The sequence below is a fragment of the Roseateles sp. genome (assembly GCF_965229315.1).
In the GTDB taxonomy this organism is placed as follows: Bacteria; Pseudomonadota; Gammaproteobacteria; order Burkholderiales; family Burkholderiaceae_C; genus Pelomonas.
Genome location: NZ_CBDDJA010000002.1, coordinates 2,812,580 through 2,830,252 on the forward strand (window position 1 = coordinate 2,812,580; position 17,673 = coordinate 2,830,252).

The following is a 17,673-nucleotide window of genomic DNA, read 5'->3' on the forward strand; positions in this document are numbered from 1 at the left end:
AACCGCGAAATCATGGCTCCCGAAGTCCGTCTGAACGGCCCCGAGAACGAACCCATCGGCGTTGTCAGCATCCAGGAAGCCCTGCGCATGGCGGGTGACATGGATGTGGATCTGGTCGAGATCTCTGCCACCGCCAATCCGCCGGTCTGCCGGCTGATGGACTACGGCAAGTTCAAGTACCAGGAGCAAAAGCGCGCCGCTGAAGCCAAGTCCAAGCAGAAGATCATCGAGATCAAGGAAGTCAAGTTCCGTCCGGGCACGGACGAGGGCGACTACCAGATCAAGATGCGCAATCTGCGCCGCTTCATCGCCGAAGACGGCGACAAGGGCAAGGTCACGCTGCGCTACCGGGGCCGTGAGATCACCCACCAGGAGATCGGCATGCGACTCCTGGAGCGAATCCGGGATGAGTTGGCTGACGTGGCGATCGTCGAGAACATGCCGAAGCTCGAAGGTCGGCAGATGATCATGGTCCTGGCGCCCAAAAAGCGCTGAGACCCAAACAGAGTTCAGCCGGCGGGTTTGGTCGCCCACCGGCTTACAAGTCTCCTGAGGCCAACAAGCATGCCGGGCTCACCGGCATCGCCCCAGGGACACACTTAGAAGGAGCATCCACATGCCCAAAATGAAGACCAAGAGCAGCGCGAAAAAGCGTTTTCGCGTTCGTCCGGGTGGCACCGTCAAGCGCGGTCAGGCGTTCAAGCGCCACATCCTGACCAAGAAGACCACGAAGAACAAGCGTCAGCTCCGCGGCGCCGTCACCGTGCACGAAACCAACATGGGTCACATCGCTCAGATGCTGCCCTTTGCTGGCCTGTAATTCATCACTGACTCAAGGAGAAACACATGCCTCGCGTCAAACGTGGTGTTACCGCTCGTGCCCGTCACAAGAAGGTCTTGGCTCTGGCCAAGGGCTTCCGGGGTCGTCGTAAGAACGTCTTCCGCATCGCCAAGCAGGCGGTGATGAAGGCGGGCCAATACGCCTACCGTGACCGTCGTACCAAGAAGCGCGTCTTCCGTCAGCTCTGGATCGCCCGTATCAACGCGGCATCGCGTGGTCTGGGTCTGTCCTACAGCAAGTTCGTGGCAGGTCTGAAGAAGGCCCAGATCGAGATCGACCGCAAGGTCCTCGCCGACCTGGCCGTCAACGACCCGGCTGGCTTTGCCAGCATCTTCGCCAAGGTGAAGGCCGCGCTCGCCTGATTGCGACCCGCTCCGGCTCACGTCGGAGCACGCAACTTTTGAGGGCCGGCCCGCCAGGGTCGGCCCTTTCTCATTCCGAATTCCCGAATGTCTGATCTCGACGCTTTGCTGCAAGCGGCACAGGCCGACTTTGCCGCCGCCCCGACGCCCGCCGAACTCGAAAACGCCAAGGCCCGTTTCCTCGGCAAGTCCGGTCGCGTGACCGAACTGATGAAGGGCCTGGGCGCCTTGAGCATCGAGGAGAAGAAGACCCGCGGCGCCGAGATCAACCAGCTCAAGGTCGGCATCGAGGCCGCCCTGACCGCCCGCCGCGACGCGCTAGCCGCGGCCGAACTGGACAAGCAGCTCAAGGCCGAAGCGCTGGACGTCACCCTGCCCGGCCGCAGCCGCGGCATCGGCGGGCTGCACCCGATCACACGCGCGATGGAACGCATCGAGGCCATCTTCGGCTCCATGGGTTTCGACGTGGCCGACGGCCCCGAGATCGAGACCGACTGGTACAGCTTCTCGGCGCTGAACAACCCCGAGAACCACCCGGCCCGCTCCATGCAGGACACGTTCTACGTCGACATGAAGGACGAGAACGGCGCCTGGCTGAACCTGCGACCGCACACCAGCCCGATGCAGATCCGCTACGCGCAGGCCCATGCCAAGCGCTACGCGGGGCAGGAGACGATGCCTGAAATCCGCGTCATCGCACCGGGACGCACCTACCGGGTGGACAGCGACGCGACCCACTCGCCGATGTTCCACCAGGTCGAAGGCCTGTGGGTCGGCGAGAACATCTCGTTCAAGGACCTGAAGGCGGTCTACCTGAACTTCATCACCGCCTTCTTCGAGACCGACCAGCTGCAGCTGCGCTTCCGGCCCAGCTACTTCCCGTTCACCGAGCCCAGCGCCGAGATCGACATCATGTTCGAAAGCGGCCCGCTGAAGGGACGCTGGCTGGAGGTGTCGGGCTCCGGCCAGGTGCATCCGCAGGTCATCCGCAACATGGGGCTGGACCCGGAGCGCTACATCGGCTTCGCGTTCGGCTCCGGCATCGACCGCCTGGCGATGTTGCGCTATGGCGTCAACGACCTGCGCGCCTTCTTCGACGGCGACCTCCGTTTCCTGGCTCAGTTCCGCTGAGCCCTGTCAGCTTCAGGCAGTTCAAGTAACAAGAACGTTATGCAATTCCCCGAGTCCTGGCTGCGCGAGTTCTGCAATCCGTCGCTGTCCACTGAAAAACTGGCCGAACTGCTGACCATGTCCGGCATGGAGGTCGAAGAGCTGCGCCCCGTCGCGCCGCCCTTCCACGGCATCGTCGTCGCCGAAATCCTCGAAGCCGAGCAGCACCCCAACGCCGACAAGCTGCGCGTGTGCAAGGTCAACGCCGGTGCGGCCTTCAACAATGGGGAGCCGCTGCAGATCGTCTGTGGCGCGCCCAATGCCCGTGCGGGCATCAAGGTGCCGCTGGCCACCGTCGGCGCCGAGCTTCCCCCTGGCGAGGACGGCAGGCCGTTCAAGATCGGCGTCGGCAAGCTGCGCGGCATCGAGAGCTTCGGCATGCTGTGCTCGGCCCGCGAGCTCAAATTGAGCGAGGACCATGGCGGCCTGCTGGAGCTGTCCGCCGACGCGGTCATCGGCGAGGACATCCGCACGCACCTGAACCTCGACGACACGCTGTTCACGCTCAAGCTCACGCCCAACCTGGGCCATTGCCTGAGCGTCTTCAGCATCGCCCGAGAGGTCGCCGCACTGACCGGCGCGCCGCTGCACCAGCCCGCCTTCCCGCCCGTGGCGCCGCGCATCGACGCCCGGCTGCCCGTGCGCGTGCAAGCCACCGACCTCTGCGGCCGCTTCTCCGGCCGCGTCGTGCGCGGCATCAATCCGCAGGCGCAGACGCCCGCATGGATGGTGGAGCGCCTGGCCCACTGCGGGCAGCGCTCGGTCACCGCGCTGGTGGACATCTCCAACTACGTGATGTTCGAGTACGGCCGCCCGTCGCACATCTTCGACCTCGACAAGATCGATCGCGAGCTGGTCGTCCGCTGGGGCCGCGCAGGCGAGCAGCTGAAGCTGCTGAACGGCAACACCATCACGGTGGACGAGAAGGTCGGCGTCATCGCCGACGGCAGCGGCGCCGTGGAGTCGCTGGCCGGCATCATGGGCGGCGACCACACCGCCGTGTCCGACGACACCCGCAACGTCTACGTCGAAGCCGCGTTCTGGTGGCCCGAGGCCGTCATGGGTCGGGGCCGCCGCTACAACTTCAGCACCGACGCCGGCCACCGCTTCGAGCGGGGCGTGGACCCCGCGCTGACAGTCGAGCACATCGAGCACATCACGCGGCTCATCCTGGACATCTGCGGTGGCGAGGCTGGCCCCATGGACGACCAGTCCCCCAACCTGCCGGTGCGCCAGCCCGTGGCGCTGCGCGTCGCGCGCGCGGCCAAGATCATCGGCATGCCGGTGACCCAGGCCCAGTGCGAAGCCGTGTTCACCCGCCTGGGCCTGCCCTTCACCGCGGCCGACGGCGTGCTGACCGTGACGCCGCCCAGCTGGCGCTTCGACATCCAGATCGAGGAAGACCTCATCGAGGAAGTCATCCGCGTGCTGGGCTTCCCGACGCTGCCGTCCACGCCGCCGCTGGCGCCCATCGTCGCAAAGACCCGTTCCGAAAGCCGCCAGTCCACGCATGCCCTGCGCCGCGCCGTGGCCGCGCGCGACTACTTCGAGACCATCAACTTCAGCTTCGTCGAAGCACGCTGGGAGCACGACCTGGCCGGCGTGACCAACCCGATCAAGCTGCTCAACCCCATCGCCGCACCGTTGTCGGTGATGCGCACCAGCCTGATCGGCAGCCTCGTTCAGGTGTTGCGCCACAACCAGGCTCGCCGCGCGACGCGCGTGCGCGTGTTCGAGCTGGGCCGCGTGTTCAAGCGCGACGCCTCGGTGGCCGCCGGCCCGCTGACCGTGGCCGGCATCGCCCAGCCGCTGCGCCTGGCCGGTCTGGCCTGGGGCCCGGCCGACCAATCCCAGTGGAGCCAGCGCGACCGCGCGGTGGACTTCTTCGACGTCAAGGGCGACCTGGAAGCGCTGTTCGCTGCGCGCGAGCTCAGCTTCGTCGCCGCCGAGCACCCCGCGCTGCACCCCGGGCGCAGCGCCCGCGTGCTGCTGGATGGCGCCGACATCGGCGCCGTGGGCGAACTGCACCCGCGCTGGCGCCAAGCCTACGACATCAGCGGCGGCGCGCCGGTGCTGTTCGAGCTGGACCTCGACGCCACACTCGCGCTGACCCTGCCATCTGGCCGTCCCCTGCCCCGCCAGCAGGCCGCTCAGCGCGACCTGGCACTGGTCGTGCGCGACACCGTCAGCCACGACGCCCTGATGGCCACCATTCAGGCCGCGGGCGGCGCGCTGCTGCGCTCGGCCCGCCTGTTCGACGTGTTCAAGCCCGCGGCGGCCAGCAGCGACATGCAGCCCGACGAACGCAGCCTGGCCGTGCGGCTGGAGTTGCTGGACGACGAGGCCACCCTGACCGACGAGCGCATCGAGGCGGCGGTGGGCGCCATCGTCAGCGCCGCGACCGCTGAACTCGGCGCCCGCCTGCGCGGCTGACCGGGAAGGAGGAGAACCCAAATGGACGCGAACGACGCCAAGAAAGATGCCGCCACGGCCCTGCTGCTGGGCAGCCTGGAGACGCCCACGCTGACCAAGGCAGAGCTGGCCGAGCTGCTGTTCGACAAGCTGGGGCTGAACAAGCGCGAGTCCAAGGACATGGTCGAGGCCTTCTTCGAGATCCTGCACGCCAGCCTCGTCAAGGGCCAGGACGTGAAGCTCTCGGGCTTCGGCAACTTCAACATCCGCCGCAAGGCGCCGCGCCCCGGGCGCAACCCGCGTACCGGCGAATCCATCCCCATCAAGGCGCGCAACGTCGTGACCTTCCACGCGAGCCACAAACTCAAGGGACAGGTCCAAGGCGACGCGCCTGCGGGCGAAGACTTCGAGTAGAGTCTGACGCCCAGCCTCAGCTTTCGCTCCGAAGCCCTTGATTTCAATGGACAAAGCGCTGCCCGCCATTCCTGCCAAACGCTACTTCACCATCGGTGAGGTCAGCGAACTGTGCGGCGTCAAGCCTTACGTGCTGCGCTATTGGGAGCAGGAGTTCACGCAGCTCAAGCCCATGAAGCGGCGTGGCAACCGGCGCTACTACCAGCACCACGAAGTGCTGCTGATCCGCCGCATCCGCGACCTCCTCTACGACCAGGGCTTCACGATCAGCGGCGCGCGCAACCAGTTGAGCGAAGGCCTGCCGCCAGCCGCAGCGCAAAACTTTCGTGACGAGGCTGAGGCCGCGCACGCACTTGATGCGATGGACGGCGCGCTTGACGAGGACGATGACCTCGACGCACCCGTTGCGCCTCCTCCCCGGCCTGCCGTCCGCTCCACCGCATCGCACGCCCAGCCGCTCAAGGCGACCGAGTCGTCCATCACGTTGCCAGCCCTGGCGCCGCTCTCGTCGCTGGAGCAGGTGCGCGCCGAACTTCTTGCGATCCGTGCCTGCCTTCTGAGCTGAATGCACGATTCCTGGGTTATACTGATTGGCTCAGTCGGGGCGTAGCGCAGCCTGGTAGCGCACTTGCATGGGGTGCAAGGGGTCGCGAGTTCGAATCCCGCCGTCCCGACCATTTTTATTGAAGTAGATCAACGGGTTAGCAGCTCAGGCCGCTAACCCGTTTTTCGTTTCGGGGTCTGATTTCCGACTTTAGGGGCAACCGTAGGGGCAACCGCGGAACGGGCTCTTATGGGAAGTTGTGGGTCGCCTCGGGCAACGAGCCTTGAGACAAGGGCCACCTCACCCTGTCCCCGCTGATGTCGGTACTTTGCACCGCCCTCACGCCAGTGGCAGGGCGCTGCAGGCATGCCTCACTCGTCCGAACTCGCGGCCGCAGGACCAACCGGCTTGATCCGGTAGCCGCGGCGTCGTTCGAATTCCCGGTACTGTTCCGCGACCTGGGCGTCTTGATAGCTGCCGGCGATGGTGTCGGTCGCGCCTTGCCCATCGAGACCCGGCAGCCCGCCGATCATCCCGCCCCAGGTCTGGCGCTCCTTGCCCTCGCCAATGAAGGGGAGCAGATAGGCATCGAGGATGCCTCGATTGGGCGTCTCGATCTCGGCGCTGAGCGCGGCCAGATAGTCGCTCTTGTTCGTGCGGTGCCATTCGATGCAGAAGCCTGCCCGGTGACACAACTCGGTATGCACCACCAGCATCGTGCGCCCATTCCCATCCAGGAACGGATGACCGTACGCGAACATGCCCATCACAAAGCCCGGACGCTGGCGCAACTGTCGCTTGTCGCTAGCGATGCGCAGCCCCTCCTCCACCGCCAATCGCGCAGCCAGCGGGTGGGAGAACAAGGTCCCGGCCTTGGTGATCGAGAGATCCGGCGCGGTGATGGCTCGGTCCTGGCCAGCCCAGGGATAGAAGCCCTCGAACAGGATGCGATGAACAGCCATGAAGTCCGCGTAGCTCAACGAACCACGCCGCTTCGAGAGATGCGCGATCGCCTCGTCCAGGCTAGCCCGGAACATCTGGTGCTCCAGTTCCTGGACGATCTGCGGGTCTTTCTCGGCGAACTTGTTGCGCAGGTAGCCGGCCGTCTCGAAATCGCGGAACGGATCAAACACCCTGCTTGCGCTCCCGCAGGTAGTTCACGAGCAGCCTCGCCATGTCGTCCTTGCTCAGCTTGCCCGCGCGCTTGAGGGCGACCAGCAGATCCTGCACCGGGCCGGACCGCACTTCGTCTCCGGCCAAGCGGGTCACCGTCTCGGCCCAATGGTCGGCGGCCGTAGGCGAGTACCGGACCCCATGGAAGCCAGCCAGCCAACGCACGTAGTCCGCCACGTGGGAGGTCGGAAACGTCGCCGTGTCCCACCGCCTGCTTGTGAAGGTCGTGAAGGCCCGGCGATTGCGGTTGTTGACGTACTGCACGGCACTCCGGCCCAAGGCGAGCTTGCGGGAGACGCGGCGGTCGCCCGTGTCCAACACCAGCGCGCCCTCCACATCCTGGGTCACATGAGCCTTGAGCTTGAGAGCCAGTTCACGTCCCAGCGTCTCGACATCCACGACTGGCGTCACCTCATGGGTGGAAGCGTCGCGGCGGGCCTTTGCGTAAACGCCCGCGCCCAGGCGAAGCAACTCGCCATCGCGCTGAAGCGTCTTCAGCGCCTCCGACACCTGCGATGCGCTGCCCAGCGGCGCGAGTTCGGTCCGCAGCACGACATGGCCGGCGCGGCGTCGAATCGACTGGCGCATCCGGTCGGCGAGCTTCATGGAGAATCCCATGCGAACATTTTAACACTTCAGGTCTGACTTCTCCAAAAATCTCAATGGTGTCAATGTCTTACAGCCGCAAAACCTGCCGGTGATCCGGTCTTTCCTGCCGGACTTCGGTCAGTTGGTTCCGGCTCAGGCGGGCGGTGCCACGCAATGACTTTCTGATAACTTTGCTGCATGTCTTGGCTTGATCTCCTGCTTGCATGCGCGACGCCGGCGGTCGCCTTGACGACGGCCTCCCGCTCCGCGTCTCGGGGGGCAGGTCAGTGCCCAAAGCGGAAGGTCGCGATCGACGACGAAGGACGGCGCCGCAGCGGTTGCAGGCCCGGCGTGTCATCAGCTTCAATGGCGATGGCGTACGCATACTGAAAGTTGGCCGCCTGACCACCTTGAAGGTTCAGTTCATCCCGGCTGAGAAGCGTGAATGCAGCCCTTGCGGAAGCGTCGGACGACAGGCAATAGGCCGACCAACGTCATCATCCAAATTCCCGGTTCCGGCACGGCCGAAATATTTGATACTCCTTCGCTAAAGAGCAATTTGGCGCTGGGGTGATCTGTTTGGTATTGAGCACTTAACGATAGAAGCGGTGCGGCGAATGCGATGCCACTGGCGTAAGTGCCGCTGAATGGCAAACCCTGGTAAGGCCCAACGGTTGTGAGAGTGCCGGTCTCAATCTGCACATTGAGCCAAACGTTTGTGGGCAACAGAAGTTCGTTTTCAAGATGGGTGCTCGACGCGTATGCGCCACAGTAGGACTGGACTACTGCGGCACAAGCCTCGTCATCGATAAACTTACTTCCTGCGGCTGTTGATATCGAAAAGAAGACAGTGCTGATGCTTCGACTAAATCCTTGAATGTCCGTAGCAAGCTGCGCCCCTAAATAGGTGTCCAAAACAATTGGCGCCACAGAGGTCGAAGTGTCGCTAATGGCAAACCAATAGGAAAGATTCACTCGCGCATACACGTAGCTTCCGTAGTAGCCAACAGAAGATGCAACCATTTGCGGCTGGCGAATTCCGTTGGCTCCAGCCGCATCCGTGAATGCTGTAGCAGTTGCTTGGTTATTCCCAATATTTAACGGGTATGCACCAAATGCGTTGTTTGTCGCAGTTACTGTTGATGTGACATCGACATGATGCGAAAAATCTCCCGGGTCGGCATTGGTGGCCCCAATGACCCTGACGCTCGCCGCAGGAGCAGGAAGAAGCTCGCACTCTGCTGGAACCATGGACACCGATAGGCTCATTGCAAGCCACAAGCGCGCGCAGAGTTGAAAGTTCATTGAATGGTCCCTTGCAGATTTGGCGAAGGTCCCATCGTGAGCGCGCGGCGCTCCAGCGGCATCCTTGCCTTTAAGGATTAAGCCCCCCCTAAATGGGGGTTGCTGCCTCAGCCACAGTCATTGAATCGCGCACGGAAATTGAGCCGATGACGGCCTTGTGCTACTCATCGTGAAGCAAGCGCCCTGCCGCGAAAGACTGCACTCGCAGGCGCCCTTCGTCGTCTGGCTCGGGCTTCCGCCTTGGGCACCAAGCTGCCGACGGCCTGCCGGTCCGCGCCTCGGGGGGCAGGTCACGGCAGCTCCGCATCCGAGACCGGCAAGAGGCCTGACCTTCAGCCAAGATGAACGCCCATTTGGCCGCTCTTGGCAATCGTGAAGTGTCACTGCCGCCCCTGCGCTGCCGGTCGGTCACTGGCCTACGATTTCGTTCCTTCTCTCAATGCATTGAGAACAGCATCCGCTTCGTCGACACCGGCCAAGTCGAGATTCTTCTCATAGCGCTTGAGCCGATCAAACTTGAGTTTGTCTACCGCGTCAGTGATGCGAATCTCCCGTCGAGCTTCCGGAAGCACCTTCCACTCGTCAACATGCCCAAGAAGTTTGTGCATGTGTGTAGCATTCAAATGCTGGCCAATCTGCAATCCGACGTGGCTGGGCAAGAGGTCACGAATGACAGGATCAATTTCCGCTGCCTTGGGTGCATTCGACAGGAAATTGAGGAGGAATTCAGGGCGCATGATGAAGGGAGTGCCGCCGTTTTCCTGGACAACTGCACCTGTATGGTGAAGCAGCGCTGTTTCCTTGGTCAGCCACCAGGTCCGCAGCCCAAATCCATCGTATGTCGATTGCTCGTTTCCACGGGCACGCTGCGCGTAGATGGAGAAGCACATCAATGCGTCATTCTTCGCGAGAATCTCGTTCTTGAATGCGTTGCCGAGTGAGTTTGCAAGGGCTTCGACGCGCGTGAGGTCTACAGCCTTACTAATCTCCATCCTTGACAGAGGCTCAAGTTCGAACGTCTTGCATAGATAAGCTTGAAGCTGAACTTCTCCTCGCGCCGATTTGCTGGCCAAGTCATCGAACTCAACGAACATGTCAATAAAGCTTCGCCACCCAGAGACCCTCTGCATAAGTTGCTTCGCGTAGAAGTACGTGCGGATCATGATCCGGTCACTTTGCGATGCAATTGCCGGAGTGACGTAGGGTTCTTGAGCCGCATAGTGGTTACGGAACTCAAGGTGTGTGGCGTGAAGATGGGTGAACACCTCATTCACCACTGGTTCCGCAAGAACTAGGGTAGCGCCACAGGCCTTGGCGACTTTCATCAGGTTGGTGACATGCCGATGTTCCTGCGGCAGAAAGCTTTCTGATAGAGCTTTGACCAATATATCCGTTCCGACTAGGAGGCGAAATTTCCCAGTCATACGGTTGAAGTATTCGACCAGTCTAGGGCTGTGTCGAAGCGTGAAGAGGAGAAGTGTGGTCTTACTTAAGCGATGGAGGAACTCGTTCTCTACCTTGGATGGCGTATAGAAAACTCTCTGAAGTACGCGCAGTGCAGCTGCATAGGACTGCGGAGAAAGCTGCTCACCGGTGCCAGCCGTCTGACGCAGTTCCTCTTCGACGATTTGGTCGGACACCGTGATTCCATCAACACGCTTCTCAAGGAATGCAGCCAATATCAGGCCCTGCTCGTGGAAGTGGCGATAGAGCGCTCGTTCGCAGACAGCCGCCACAGCTTCTGGTTGAGTCGCGCCATGTTCCGTGGCCCGCGCCGCAAGCGAAGCCATCAGGTCCGTTCTCAAGGACCGCTCGGAAGCGCTTTCGGCGGCGAGCAAAGCGCGCATGGCGTGCGGTAGGCAGTAGCTGTCAGCCTGCTTGTAGTGTCGGACGCGCTGATTGCCGCCCCCGTCCTTTGCGGAAAGCACCTTCAGGCGAGCATCGACGCTGGGCAAAAGGATGTTGGCAGCGCCTGGAAGCAGGTCTGCAATTCCCTTCTTCAAGTCGGCACGGCTCAGCAACTTTGGGCCGTCAGGGTTGGTGCCTCGAAGTGCCCAATAAATCAAGGAATCAACGATTGGCGCAACTAGCCCACCCTTGCTGAATCGTTCGCTGCGTTCAAACTGAAGGAAAACGTAGACGCTGGGGTCGGAAACAAGGTCATAGCCTTCGGCGGCTTTAGGTGCAGACGCGTTGGTGAGTTCGAAGAGCTCGGCGCGGAAGTGCTCGTTAAAAATCTTGACGGTGTCAGTATTCCAATTGACCAAGCGCAGGACGTTATCCCAGTCTCGAACGCGAACGGTGACCTCAAGTTCTTCACTCAGCTGTTCTTCCAAGGTGTCGACAATGAGCTTTCGGGATGTCCAATAGGTCAATGTTTTGACCTCCCGGCCATACTCCTTAAGCCGAGCAACCGTCTTGCGAACCTTGTCGACCGCGTTTTCTTGGATGCTCATTTGAACGAAGCTAGTCGGCCGCGTGCTGTCCTCAAGGACTGAGCGCTCGAACCCGTCTGCTCCGCCGTCTTTTACTCCTCCAAGTGCAACGAATTGATCGCCATAGCGCTTGGCTAGAAGCTTCTGGACCAGGCGTTCAAAGCCGAACCCGTCCAGGGTTCCTAGAAGGTAGCTAGCAAGCTGGTCGGATACCACTTCGAAGCCCTTCATATTGAAAACGTAGTGATTGTGGCGTACTGACCGGCAGATGTTGGTCTGATGGAGGCTTCTCGCTGGGCAGCCGCATCAGGTTCTCGATGTAGTGCATACCTACGCGACGTGCTGCAGCGGCTGACCTCCTCGCGCCGCTCGTGTTCGAAGTCCACGTCGATGTCCGGCGGCTCGCCGCGCTCCTTGCTGATGAAGCGCTCGAACAGCATGGAGCTGCGCAGGGGAGCCGCGCGCAGATGAGCATGCTGCCGCGGCACCAGCCGCGGCGCTTCTACGACCTCGTTGTGCAGGTCGCCATCGTTCGGCCCGGCCCGATCCAGGGGGGCTCGGTCCATCCGTACCTGGGCCGGCGCAGCGGTCGAGTGGCCGTGACGTATCCGAGCCCTGAGATCGAGAAGGCATTGGGGCGCACGCTGGGGGTGCCGCTGTTCCAGGAGCAGTGCATGCAGCTGGCCATCCTGTGCGCAGGCTTCACGCCGGGAGAGGCGGACGGTCTGCGTCGGGCCATGGCGGCCTGGCGGCGCACCGGCAGCCTCAACAAGTACGAGCCGCGGATCATCGGCGGGATGATGGCGGGAGGCTACACGGAGGCATTCGCGCGCAACGTGTTCGAGCAGATGAAGGGTTTCAGCAGCTACGGCTTCCCGGAAAGTCACGCGGCGAGCTTCGCGATCATCGTCTACGCCACGTGCTGGGTGAAGTGCCACTATCCCGCCGAGTTCCTGTGCGCGATCGTGAACTCCCAGCCGATGGGCTTCTATTCGCCGAGCCAGCTCGTGCAGGACGCCAAGCGCCACGGGGTCGACGTGCGGCCCATCGACGTCCTTTTCAGCGAATGGGATTGCACGATGGAAGACGTCGGGCACCGCCCCGCCGTGCGCCTGGGTCTGCGGCTCGTGAAGGGCTTCAAGGAGGCGTCGGCTGAGCGCATCGTGGCCGCCCGCGCAGGTGCCTTCTTCGAGAGCGCGGAAGAGCTTGCGCGCCTGGCCAGACTCGAACACCTGGACATGCAGCAGCTGGCGGCAAGCGACGCGCTGCGCAGCCTCAGCGGCCATCGCCGGCAGCAGGTGTGGGACGCCGCTGTGCTCCGCAGACCACCCGAACTGCTGCGTGACGCGCCTGTGAACGAGCCGGTGCTGGACCTGCCGGCCGCTGCGGAAGGCGAGGAGGTGATCTGGGACTACCGCACGTTCGGATTGACGCTGCGCGGCCACCCACTGTTGCTGCTTCGGCCCAAGCTGGACGAGCGTCGCTTCATCACCGCCGACGAATTGATGAACACGGATGACGGCGAAGGCGTGCGCTACTGCGGGATCGTCACGCTGCGCCAGCAGCCCGAGACCGCCAAGGGTGTGATCTTCGTCAGCCTGGAGGACGAGACCGGCAATGTGCAGGTCATCGTGTGGCCCAGTGTTCGCGAGGAACAACCCAAGGAATTGCTGCAGTCCCGCCTGTTGGGCGTGACGGGACGATGGCAAAGACAGGGCGACGCCTGCAGCCTCATCGCCAGACGACTCGAAGACTTGACCCCCTTGCTCGGCGAACTAGAGACCAGCAGCAGGGACTTTCGCTGATCGTAGCGTTGGGTCTCGCTGTGGACGATCTCGTGCCCCTCCCGTCGGCTAGGAACCGCCGGGGGCGCGCATATGCAGCGATTGCAGACGGTCGAGCTTCCAACCCGGAGCGCCGGCTGTCGGCGGTTCCTGAAATTCAATCCGTCGGATCGGGTGGCAGCTTCGTGCCCAAAGCCGAAGCTCGTGATCGACGACGAAGGACGGCAGCGCAGCGGTTGCCGTCATCCGTGGCGGGTAGGCAGGTTCGCGGTGCGGGACACGGAGCTGTCATTGGCTCACCGGCGGACGAGCCAGCGGCGATGACCGCTGTCACGGGTGAAGCAGCCATCCAGCCGGCTTGGCCGCCACTCGCTGCGCCAACCCGCTTCGAATGCCTGCTTCTCGAAGGGCCGAGCTGGTCATCACGACCCGAAGCGTTACTTTGCGGCGAAGGCATCGCCGTTCTGAAGCAGCCGCTCAACGTCAGTTCGCCGCTTACCCGTTGCCAAACTCCTTGCGGCGCGGCATGTCCGCCCCCCGCCGTGTGCACGTCATGGACGCCGCGCCGGACGCAAACTCAAGGGCGAGCCGCAACTGCTGTGCGCCGAGCGATTCCACCGCAGCAACAGACAGAGTTCCCCTCTCCGACAGCCAGGTCAGAAGTGCTGCCTGGAATGTGTCCCCTGCACCCACGGTATCGACAACGTCGACGCGTGGAGACGCCACCTCGACGACTTCCGTTTGGGTAAATGCGATGGCGCCGCTGCCACCTCGGGTCACTACCACGAGGCGGCACCCAAGCCCAAGCCAAGACTTGGCCACCTCGTTGAGGGGCGCCCCAGGAAACGAAGCGTGCAAATCCTCGGAGCTGACCTTGATGATGTGCACATGGGCCGCCATCCACGCCATCGTTGACGTCCAGCGACCCAGGTTCGGTTCGACGTTGAGCCGCAGGTTGGGGTCGTAGGCGATGAGACGCCTGTGCCGCTCGCGCTCGATGAGCAGCCGCTGAGCCGAGGCAACGGGCTCGACGACCGTGGTGTAGGACCCGAAGTGCAAGGCCGTGAAGCGGTCGTCAAGGTCAGGAATGTCATCGGCCTTGATCAGGCGATCAGCGCAACCATTGCCGTAGAAGGCGTAGGACGCCGACCCATCGTCCAGAAGCCCGACCAAGCCAAGCGTGGTTGGCGCATCGACGACGGGGCTGAAGCCGATTTCGACGTGTTCTGCCACGAGTGCCTTGCGCAGGCGATCACCTAGAAAGCCTTGAGACAAGCCACCGAAGAACGCGACGGGTTGCCCCATCCGTGCGAGCCCGACCGCCACGTTGAAGGGCGACCCACCGACACGCGCGTCAAGCACCAGCCCAGACGCCGTCTCCTGCTCCGAAAAGACATCCATCAACGCTTCACCGCAAACCAGGATCATCTTGGTACTCCTCAGGGGGTTCCCGACAGCAGCGGATACATCGTGGCCTGCACGGCACCGACCTCGAACAAACCGACCCTCGGGTTCTCTGCTCCGTGGAAGAAGCCAAGGCTCGACGCGGCAGGATCGGGATACACGAGGTCTGAGATCACCACCAGACCGTAGTCCGCGAAGACCTCCAGCGTGCTCCCGTCCACCCAGATCTCGATGCTGAGTTCGTCGGTGTTCATGACTCGTCGAGCCAGATGCCGCTCAGACTGTCCAGCGAACTCCGGTGACGACGTCCGGCGGTCGACGAAGAACGAATCCGACGCCGGATCGAAGCCAACTTTGACCGAGCCGACGAAGCCCTTGAACAGTTCCACACCGACGGGCGCCTGCAGCGTCGCGCGCGACAGCCGCAGCCTCAGGCGCAACTGCCTGCCCAAGCTGGCGAACTCCGTGAGGCTTGCCGCCACCTGGCTCGCCGGAACATCGGTAGCCCGTTGCAAAGGCGTGGCGCTGACGAACGCCTTCGCCTCGTCCACAACCGTCTGACAAAGGCGCAGGCCATGCGGTGTGACCGCGAGGCTCAGTTCACGCGGCAGCGACTGCTGGCCACGCCATGTCTGTGTGGGCAGCGCGCGTGCGTAATCCCAGTTGCTCATCCAGCCCAGCCAGATGCGGCGGCCGCCGGGCATGTTGGTGAAGGTGATGGGCGCATAGAAGTCCCGCCCGTAGTCAGCCCAAAGGGTGATCTCGGCATTGGTTGGCTGGTGCACCGGACGGTCGGTCATGACGAAGTGATCGACGCTGATGTGACCCCAGCCACCTGTGGCTTCATCAACGACCCGGAGCTGCGCTCCCAGTCCCACCAGGCTCGCCACATCCCAAGACACCCACTTCAGGATCTCGGTGTCGTCACCTGATGCCTGCTGCAGCACGCGGCCGCCGATGACCAGTTCCACACGCGTCGCGTGGCCGCGCCCGCCTGCGATCTGGAAGCACAGGAAAGGCTTGGTGATCATGAACACGGGCGAGGTCAGCGTACCTGTGCTCGCGTCGCCGCCATGGAAGGATGACGCGAAGCGGCGCCCCAGGAACCCGCCGACATGCTGCTGTCCATCCAGAGAACCCGCGACCGGCCCCCCGCCGAAGGCAGAGCCAGTGACCTGCCAACCGGCCGGGAAGCGGTCCCCCTCGAAGTCGGCCACAAGGTCGCCCTGAGGCGGTGTGACGGCGTCCAGGGCTTCACTGGCTTCCGCGACGAATCGGGTGCCGTCGAAATCGCCGACGAAGTACTGGACGCCGCTCCCTCCCCAGATGGAACCGAGGTTGACCGAGACGATGAGCACCCAGCGCTTCTGGCCAGGCGCACCGACGACCGGCATCTCCATGAGCTCCGGGACTTCCCAGATGTTGTTGGCGGCCGAGCCGGCAGGCCCGAACGTCGACACCTTGGTCCAGTTCTTGAAGTTTGTGGAGGTATAGAACCAAACCTCCTGCTCGAGTGCCGCGACCACCAGCATCACCCAGCGCTTCGTCGGCTCATGCCAGAACACATTCGGGTCCCGGAACTCCTTCGAGCCGATATCGATGATCGGGTTGCCTGCGTAGGGAACGTAGTTGCGCCCGCGATCAAGGCTGTAAGCGAGATGCTGGGACTGAATCTTCGTGACCGGGTCGAAACCCGTGAAGAAGGCCAGCATCGCCGGTGCCTTGGAGCCCGCAGGCGCAAACCCCGCAGTGTTGTCGTGGTCCACGACCACCGAGCCTGAAAAGGCCATGACGTGCTCCGACGCGGGGATCGCGACCGGCAGCTCGCGCCAGGACATCAGATCCGTGCTGACCGCGTGGCCCCAACTGATGTTGCCCCACTGCGCATCGAAGGGGTTGTACTGGTAGTAGAGGTGGTACTCCCCATCGACGTAAACCAGCCCGTTCGGATCGTTCATCCAGTTGCGCGCCGGGCTGTAGTGAAAGCGAGGTCGCCAGGCGTCTAGCTTCGAAAGGGGCGGCTGGGAAGGAGGTACAGGCGGGTTCACGATCGGTGGGGTCTCGGGAGAAGTGGTGGAAGCGCCGCCGCCGCAGCCGGCAAGCGCCATGGAGCCAAGAGAAAAGCCACGCCGGTTCAGCACGGCGCCAGCCGTTGGCCGGCTGAGTCGAAGAAGTGAAGGCGCTCTGCGGCGATCTGAAGCGAGCGCCCCTGGCCGAATGCGACCAACCGATCCGTCGTCAACACGGTGACTGCATCCGTCGTGTCTGTCATGCTCAGGTGCACGAGAGATTCAGCGCCAAGCCGCTCAACCAGTTGCACGTTCGCCGCGGCGCCAGGGGTCAGCTCAAGGTGCTCCGGTCGCGCACCCACTGTGCCGATGCCGACCGCTGCCAGTTCGTCATGGTCTCGCCCGGTCAGCATGCGCAGCAGCGCACCATTCGCACGATCAACCTTGATCAGGTTCATGCGGTGTGTGCCCATGAAGCCGGCAACGAATAGGTTCGCCGGGGTGTCGAACAACTCGTCCGGCGTGCCGAACTGCTCCAGCCCATTTCGGCTGAGCGCCACGATGCGGTCCGCCAGCGTCATGGCCTCGACCTGGTCATGCGTGACGTAGACCGTGGTGATGCCATGGCGGCGGTGAAGCTGCGCGATCTCGGTGCGCATCTGGCCGCGCAGGTTCGCGTCCAGGTTGGAAAGCGGCTCATCAAACAGGAAGGCCCTGGGCTCGCGCACGATGGCCCGCCCAATGGCCACACGCTGGCGCTGCCCTCCCGACAACTGGCCCGGCTTGCGCTGCAGCAACTCCTCCAGCTGCAGCTGCCGCGCCGCATGCAGGATCATCTCGTGACGCTTCGCCTTGGGCGTCTTGAGAATCTTCAGGCCGAAGCCGATGTTGTCGTAGACCGTCATGTGCGCGTACAGCGCATAGTTCTGGAACACCATCGACACGCCCCGCTCCACCGGGGGCAGTTCGTTCACCCGCGTGCCGTCGAAGGTCAGCTCACCGCCGCTGACAGCCTCGAGGCCGGCAATCATGCGCAGCAGCGTCGACTTGCCACATCCGGACGGCCCCACGAGCACGGTGAACTCCCCTTTGCGCAGGTGCAGGTTCAGCCCCTTGAAGACGTAGCGGTCGAGATGCTCCTCATAGCGCTTGTCGACCTGGTTGAAAACAATGTTTGGCATGCTGAAACTCGAGATTCAGTTGTGGCTACCGATAGACATCAGAGAGCAAAA

14 protein-coding genes, 1 tRNA gene and 2 pseudogenes are annotated in these 17,673 nt (G+C 63.1%); 9 read left to right on the forward strand and 8 right to left on the reverse strand.

From position 1 onward, the window contains the following. Nucleotides 1–12: 12 nt before the first annotated feature. The 8 genes from infC to ACO07H_RS17940 all read left to right on the forward strand — a co-directional run bounded on the left by infC (nucleotide 13) and on the right by ACO07H_RS17940 (nucleotide 5,876). Nucleotides 13–495 carry a translation initiation factor IF-3 gene (infC, locus tag ACO07H_RS17905; protein WP_422016607.1) on the forward strand — a complete coding sequence of 161 codons (483 nt, stop codon included), beginning with the start codon at nucleotides 13–15 and terminating at the stop codon, nucleotides 493–495. Between the two features lie 121 nt (nucleotides 496–616). Continuing rightward, nucleotides 617–820, forward strand: a complete 204-nt coding sequence (rpmI, locus tag ACO07H_RS17910; RefSeq protein ID WP_056197410.1) for a 50S ribosomal protein L35 — start codon at nucleotides 617–619, stop codon at nucleotides 818–820. A gap of 26 nt (nucleotides 821–846) precedes the next feature. After that, nucleotides 847–1,203 carry a 50S ribosomal protein L20 gene (rplT, locus tag ACO07H_RS17915; RefSeq protein ID WP_025564000.1) on the forward strand — a complete coding sequence of 119 codons (357 nt, stop codon included), beginning with the start codon at nucleotides 847–849 and terminating at the stop codon, nucleotides 1,201–1,203. 87 nt (nucleotides 1,204–1,290) lie between these two features. Then, the gene (gene pheS / locus ACO07H_RS17920) at nucleotides 1,291–2,334 is read left to right on the forward strand and encodes a phenylalanine--tRNA ligase subunit alpha (RefSeq protein WP_422016610.1); all 1,044 of its coding nucleotides are present in this window, start codon (nucleotides 1,291–1,293) and stop codon (nucleotides 2,332–2,334) included. Nucleotides 2,335–2,373: 39 nt separating this feature from the next. Continuing rightward, a complete protein-coding gene (pheT, locus tag ACO07H_RS17925; protein WP_422016612.1) occupies nucleotides 2,374–4,806 on the forward strand; it encodes a phenylalanine--tRNA ligase subunit beta in 2,433 nt (810 codons plus the stop codon). Between the two features lie 21 nt (nucleotides 4,807–4,827). Then, the gene (locus ACO07H_RS17930) at nucleotides 4,828–5,199 is read left to right on the forward strand and encodes an integration host factor subunit alpha (RefSeq protein ID WP_422016614.1); all 372 of its coding nucleotides are present in this window, start codon (nucleotides 4,828–4,830) and stop codon (nucleotides 5,197–5,199) included. A gap of 46 nt (nucleotides 5,200–5,245) precedes the next feature. Continuing rightward, the gene (locus ACO07H_RS17935; protein WP_422016616.1) at nucleotides 5,246–5,764 is read left to right on the forward strand and encodes a MerR family transcriptional regulator; all 519 of its coding nucleotides are present in this window, start codon (nucleotides 5,246–5,248) and stop codon (nucleotides 5,762–5,764) included. 35 nt (nucleotides 5,765–5,799) lie between these two features. Further along, nucleotides 5,800–5,876, forward strand: a tRNA-Pro gene (locus tag ACO07H_RS17940). A 238-nt stretch (nucleotides 5,877–6,114) separates the two neighbouring features. Here ACO07H_RS17940 and ACO07H_RS17945 read toward each other — a convergent pair. The 5 genes and pseudogenes from ACO07H_RS17945 to ACO07H_RS17965 form a co-directional block, all read right to left on the reverse strand. Beyond that, nucleotides 6,115–6,876 carry a Fic/DOC family protein gene (locus ACO07H_RS17945; protein WP_422015262.1) on the reverse strand — a complete coding sequence of 254 codons (762 nt, stop codon included), beginning with the start codon at nucleotides 6,874–6,876 and terminating at the stop codon, nucleotides 6,115–6,117. Further along, complete coding sequence (locus ACO07H_RS17950) at nucleotides 6,869–7,534, reverse strand: hypothetical protein (RefSeq protein ID WP_422016618.1); 666 nt, start codon at nucleotides 7,532–7,534, stop codon at nucleotides 6,869–6,871. The genes ACO07H_RS17945 and ACO07H_RS17950 overlap by 8 nt, the downstream gene beginning before the upstream one ends. 393 nt (nucleotides 7,535–7,927) lie before the next feature. Beyond that, complete coding sequence (locus ACO07H_RS17955; protein WP_422016620.1) at nucleotides 7,928–8,809, reverse strand: hypothetical protein; 882 nt, start codon at nucleotides 8,807–8,809, stop codon at nucleotides 7,928–7,930. Between the two features lie 416 nt (nucleotides 8,810–9,225). Continuing rightward, nucleotides 9,226–11,475 carry a hypothetical protein gene (locus ACO07H_RS17960; RefSeq protein ID WP_422016622.1) on the reverse strand — a complete coding sequence of 750 codons (2,250 nt, stop codon included), beginning with the start codon at nucleotides 11,473–11,475 and terminating at the stop codon, nucleotides 9,226–9,228. A 122-nt stretch (nucleotides 11,476–11,597) separates the two neighbouring features. Then, nucleotides 11,598–11,699 (reverse strand): annotated as a pseudogene (locus ACO07H_RS17965) (hypothetical protein); the annotation flags it as partial. Here ACO07H_RS17965 and ACO07H_RS17970 point away from each other — a divergent pair. Beyond that, nucleotides 11,700–13,049 (forward strand): annotated as a pseudogene (locus ACO07H_RS17970) (OB-fold nucleic acid binding domain-containing protein); the annotation flags it as partial. Between the two features lie 474 nt (nucleotides 13,050–13,523). Here the strand turns inward: ACO07H_RS17970 and ACO07H_RS17975 are convergent. Genes ACO07H_RS17975 through ACO07H_RS17985 form a run of 3 tightly spaced genes read right to left on the reverse strand, consistent with a single transcriptional unit; the run spans nucleotide 13,524 to nucleotide 17,622 of the window. Further along, nucleotides 13,524–14,456 (reverse strand): carbohydrate kinase family protein, encoded by a 933-nt coding sequence (locus tag ACO07H_RS17975; RefSeq protein ID WP_422016624.1) that lies wholly within the window; start codon nucleotides 14,454–14,456, stop codon nucleotides 13,524–13,526. 11 nt (nucleotides 14,457–14,467) lie between these two features. Next, nucleotides 14,468–16,573 carry a glycoside hydrolase family 32 protein gene (locus tag ACO07H_RS17980; RefSeq protein WP_422016626.1) on the reverse strand — a complete coding sequence of 702 codons (2,106 nt, stop codon included), beginning with the start codon at nucleotides 16,571–16,573 and terminating at the stop codon, nucleotides 14,468–14,470. Continuing rightward, nucleotides 16,567–17,622 (reverse strand): ABC transporter ATP-binding protein, encoded by a 1,056-nt coding sequence (locus ACO07H_RS17985; RefSeq protein ID WP_422016628.1) that lies wholly within the window; start codon nucleotides 17,620–17,622, stop codon nucleotides 16,567–16,569. The genes ACO07H_RS17980 and ACO07H_RS17985 overlap by 7 nt, the downstream gene beginning before the upstream one ends. Nucleotides 17,623–17,673: the final 51 nt, after the last annotated feature.

Excerpts from the sequence above, each read along its gene's own strand:
- ACO07H_RS17930 (WP_422016614.1), top strand. The coding sequence starts at position 4,828 with ATGGACGCGAACGACGCCAAGAAAGATGCCGCCACGGCCCTGCTGCTG.
- ACO07H_RS17960 (WP_422016622.1), bottom strand. The coding sequence starts at position 11,475 with ATGAAGGGCTTCGAAGTGGTATCCGACCAGCTTGCTAGCTACCTTCTA.
- infC (WP_422016607.1), top strand. The coding sequence starts at position 13 with ATGGCTCCCGAAGTCCGTCTGAACGGCCCCGAGAACGAACCCATCGGC.
- ACO07H_RS17950 (WP_422016618.1), bottom strand. The coding sequence starts at position 7,534 with ATGGGATTCTCCATGAAGCTCGCCGACCGGATGCGCCAGTCGATTCGA.
- ACO07H_RS17985 (WP_422016628.1), bottom strand. The coding sequence starts at position 17,622 with ATGCCAAACATTGTTTTCAACCAGGTCGACAAGCGCTATGAGGAGCAT.
- rplT (WP_025564000.1), top strand. The coding sequence starts at position 847 with ATGCCTCGCGTCAAACGTGGTGTTACCGCTCGTGCCCGTCACAAGAAG.
- rpmI (WP_056197410.1), top strand. The coding sequence starts at position 617 with ATGCCCAAAATGAAGACCAAGAGCAGCGCGAAAAAGCGTTTTCGCGTT.
- ACO07H_RS17935 (WP_422016616.1), top strand. The coding sequence starts at position 5,246 with ATGGACAAAGCGCTGCCCGCCATTCCTGCCAAACGCTACTTCACCATC.
- ACO07H_RS17975 (WP_422016624.1), bottom strand. The coding sequence starts at position 14,456 with ATGATCCTGGTTTGCGGTGAAGCGTTGATGGATGTCTTTTCGGAGCAG.
- ACO07H_RS17955 (WP_422016620.1), bottom strand. The coding sequence starts at position 8,809 with ATGAACTTTCAACTCTGCGCGCGCTTGTGGCTTGCAATGAGCCTATCG.
- pheS (WP_422016610.1), top strand. The coding sequence starts at position 1,291 with ATGTCTGATCTCGACGCTTTGCTGCAAGCGGCACAGGCCGACTTTGCC.
- pheT (WP_422016612.1), top strand. The coding sequence starts at position 2,374 with ATGCAATTCCCCGAGTCCTGGCTGCGCGAGTTCTGCAATCCGTCGCTG.